This is a genomic window from Achromobacter sp. UBA5777 (assembly GCF_002418565.1).
GTDB lineage: Bacteria > Pseudomonadota > Gammaproteobacteria > Burkholderiales > Burkholderiaceae_B > Achromobacter > Achromobacter animicus.
Map to the genome: position 1 here is coordinate 1 of NZ_DIEJ01000080.1, position 3,544 is coordinate 3,544.

The 3,544-nt window shown below is 66.4% G+C and carries 3 protein-coding genes; all 3 read left to right on the top strand.

Annotated elements, in window-relative coordinates; all coding sequences use genetic code 11:
* The coding region (locus B3446_RS05595; protein ID WP_349680020.1) for a DUF2868 domain-containing protein at nt 1–216 on the top strand (216 nt) is incomplete at its 5' end.
* Complete coding sequence (locus B3446_RS05600; protein ID WP_291378221.1) at nt 209–1,597, top strand: GTPase/DUF3482 domain-containing protein; 1,389 nt, start codon at nt 209–211, stop codon at nt 1,595–1,597. The genes B3446_RS05595 and B3446_RS05600, both read left to right, overlap by 8 nt.
* A gap of 355 nt (nt 1,598–1,952) precedes the next feature.
* The coding region (locus B3446_RS05605) for an ABC transporter substrate-binding protein (RefSeq protein WP_291378223.1) at nt 1,953–3,544 on the top strand (1,592 nt) is incomplete at its 3' end.

Consider the following 3,544-nt stretch of genomic DNA (forward strand, 5'->3'; position numbering starts at 1 on the left):
CCCGACCGGGGCACGCTGTCGCTGGTGGCGGACCTGTCGGCCCACGCGGGACAGACGCGCGTCTGGCTGATCACGCCGCGCGCCGGTGGCGACACCGCGACCGACACCCGCGCCGGTCTCTGGCGCGACCGCCTGCTGGCGCTGGGCCTGACCGCCGACGCCATCCTCCAGGCGCCCGTCGCGCCGCTGACCTGGCTGGAGACCGGCCGTGGCTGACCCGCTCATCAAAATCGCCCTCGTCGGTCACACGAACACCGGCAAGACATCGCTCTTGCGCACGCTGACCCGCGACACGACGTTTGGTGAAGTGGCCGACCGCCCCGGCACCACGCGCCACGTCGAAGGCGCGCGCCTGCGCCTGGACGGGCGGCCCGTACTGGAATGGTTTGACACGCCCGGCATGGAAGACAGTATCGCCTTGCTGGAATACCTGGAACGGCTGGACCGCCCCGGCGAAAGGCTGGACGGCCCGGCGCGCATCCGCCGTTTCCTGGACACGCCCGAAGCGCACGGCCGCTACGAACAGGAGGCGCGCGTTCTGACCAAGATGTTCGATTGCGATGCCGCGCTGTACGTCATCGACGCCCGCGATCCGGTGCTGGGCAAGCATCGCGATGAACTCGCCATCCTGGCCGCGTGCGGCCGTCCCCTGCTGCCGGTCCTGAACTTCGTCAACGCACCCGCGCACCGCGCCGATGAATGGCGCGATGCCATGGCTCGACTGGGCCTGCACGCCGTTGTGGAGTTCGACACCATCGCGCCGCCGCTCGATGGCGAGCAGCAGTTGTACGCCAAGCTCGGCGTGCTGCTGGATCGCCACGCGGGCGCGCTGGCGCGGCTGTCGGACAGCCTTGCCGCCCAGCGCCGCGAACGCCACGCCGCCGCCTACGAACTGGTCGCGGATCTGCTCATCGACGTGGCCGCGCTGCATCTGTCCAGTCCCAGCGATGAAGCCGCGCTGACCGCCGCGTCCAGCCAGCTACGCGATCAGGTGCGCCAGCGCGAACAGACCTGCGTCAACGCGCTGCTCGCGCTGTACAACTTCCGCGCCACCGATTACACCGACGACGCGTTGCCGCTGCAGGGCGAGCGCTGGGGCATGGACCTCTTTCATCCGCAGGCGCTCAAGGACATGGGCGTGCAGGTCGGCATGGGCGCGGCCGCGGGCGCCATGGCCGGCGCCGCCGTCGACCTGATGAGCGCGGGTCTCAGCCTGGGCACCGGCATGCTGATCGGCGCCGCTGCGGGCGGCTTGTGGCAAGGGGTCGAAAAGCTGGGCAAGCGGGTCGCGGGCAAGCTGCGCGGCTATCGCGAGATCAGCGTCGACGATGCCGTGCTGCGCCTGCTCGCCTTGCGCCAACGGCAGCTGATCGAGGCGTTGGAGCGTCGTGGCCACGCGGCCCGCGATCCGTTGCGCCTGGACCTGCCGGCCGATGATGCATGGCGCAAGGGTCCCTTGCCCGACGCGTTGAAGGAAGCGCGCAGCCGGCCCGAATGGTCGGCCCTGGGTAAACACTATGAAGACAGCGACCGCCGCAAGCGCATGCAGCACGAATTGGCGAAAACCCTAGCATCCACGCCGCTCCCGGCGGAATGACCGGCGGCCCGCACGCCTCGCAAGACGCACCATTCACCGCATCCGGCAAGCGCGTGATAACCCCAATCCAAAGCAATTGACGCTTAAACGAATGCGTCGATAAGATTCGATCTGCATCGGCGCGGGTCCGTCCCCGTCATGTCAATCACAAGGGGTCGGTCTATCGTGAAGTCGAAGTCCTGCGCAGTGATTACCGGCATCGCCAACCACGGCCCGTGCGCAGTTCGCGCCGCGCGCCGCCCGGCCCCCATCCTTCCATCGTCGTAAGCAGCAACGCCATGCCCCGGATCCCCTTGGGGCCGGGGCCCTGTCACTTCTGTCGCGCGATCCGCGCACCACACGGAGCATGAGGGCTATGCGTACTTTTCCCCACTTCAAGCAGGCGGCGCTGGCCGCTGCCGTGGCCGCCTCGCTGGCCTTCAGCGCCGGCGCGGCCGCCAAAACGCTGCACTGGTCGTATCAGGGCGACGCCACGTCGATGGATCCGATGGCCCTGAACGAGACCTTCACGCTGGGCTTCCAGGGCAACATCTACGAAACGCTGGCCGGCTACGACGGCAATCTGAAACTCACGCCGCTGCTCGCGGAAAGCTGGGAGAACCCCGAGCCCACCAAATGGGTCTTCAAGCTGCGCAAGGATGTGAAGTTCCATGACGGCTCGCCGTTCACCGCCGACGACGTGATCTTCTCGTGGAAGCGCAGCCTGACGCCGGGCTCGGACATGAAGGGCTACGGCGCCAAGGCCAGCGACATCAAGAAGGTGGACGACTACACCATCGAAGTCACCACCCCCACGCCCAACCCCATCCTGCCGCGCGAATGGGTGTTCCTGTACATCATGAGCAAGAACTGGGCGGAGAAGAACAAGACGACCGAGGCCACCAACGTCAAGGGCGACAACCAAGGCAACTACGCCAACCTGCACGCCAACGGCACCGGCCCGTTCATGCTGACCGAACGTCAGCCCGACGTGAAGACGGTGCTCAAGCGCTACGGCGGCTATTGGAACAAGAACGTCAAGACCAACATCGACGAGGTCATCTTCCAGCCGATCACCCAGGAGGCCACGCGCGTGGCCGCGCTGATCTCGGGCGAGATGGACGTCGTGCAGCCCGTGCCGGTGCAGGACTGGAAACGCCTGGAAGACGCCAAGGGCGTCAAGCCGCTGACCGCGCCCGAAGCCCGCGCCATCTTCATCGGCATGGACCAGGATCGCGACGAGCTGCTGTTCTCCGACGTGAAGGGCAAGAACCCGTTCAAGGACGTGCGCGTGCGCGAGGCCGTCGTGCTGGCCGTGGACACCAAGGCCATCAACGAGAAGATCATGCGCGGCGCGGCCAAGCCGCTGGGCTCGCTGATCGCCACGTCGATCAACGGCTACGACGAATCTTTCGGCGCGCCGTACAAGCCCGATCCTGAACGCGCCAAAAAGCTCCTGGCTGAAGCCGGCTATCCCAAGGGCTTCACCGTGACGATGGACTGCCCGAACGACCGCTACGTCAACGACGAAAAGGTCTGCCAGGCCGTGGCCGGCATGCTGGCGCGCGTGGGCATCAAGATCAACCTGCTTGCGCAGACCAAGTCCAAGTACTTCGGCAAGATCCTGCTGCAAGCCGGCAACCAGACCAGCATGTACATGCTGGGTTGGACGCCCAGCTCCACCGACGCGCACAACACGCTGCTGAACCTGACCTCGTGCCGCGACGCCAAGACGGCCGCGGGCCAGTTCAACCTGGGCGGCTACTGCAACAAGAAAGTGGACGAGCTGACCAACAAGATCGGCGTCGAAACCGATCAGGCCAAGCGCAACGCGATGATCAAGGAAGCCTTCGGCATCGTGCGCAGCGACTTCGGCTACCTGCCGCTGCACCAGCAGCCCATGTCGTGGGGTGTGAAGGAAAACGTCACCGTCACCCAGCGCGCCGACGACGTGCTGGACCTGCGCGA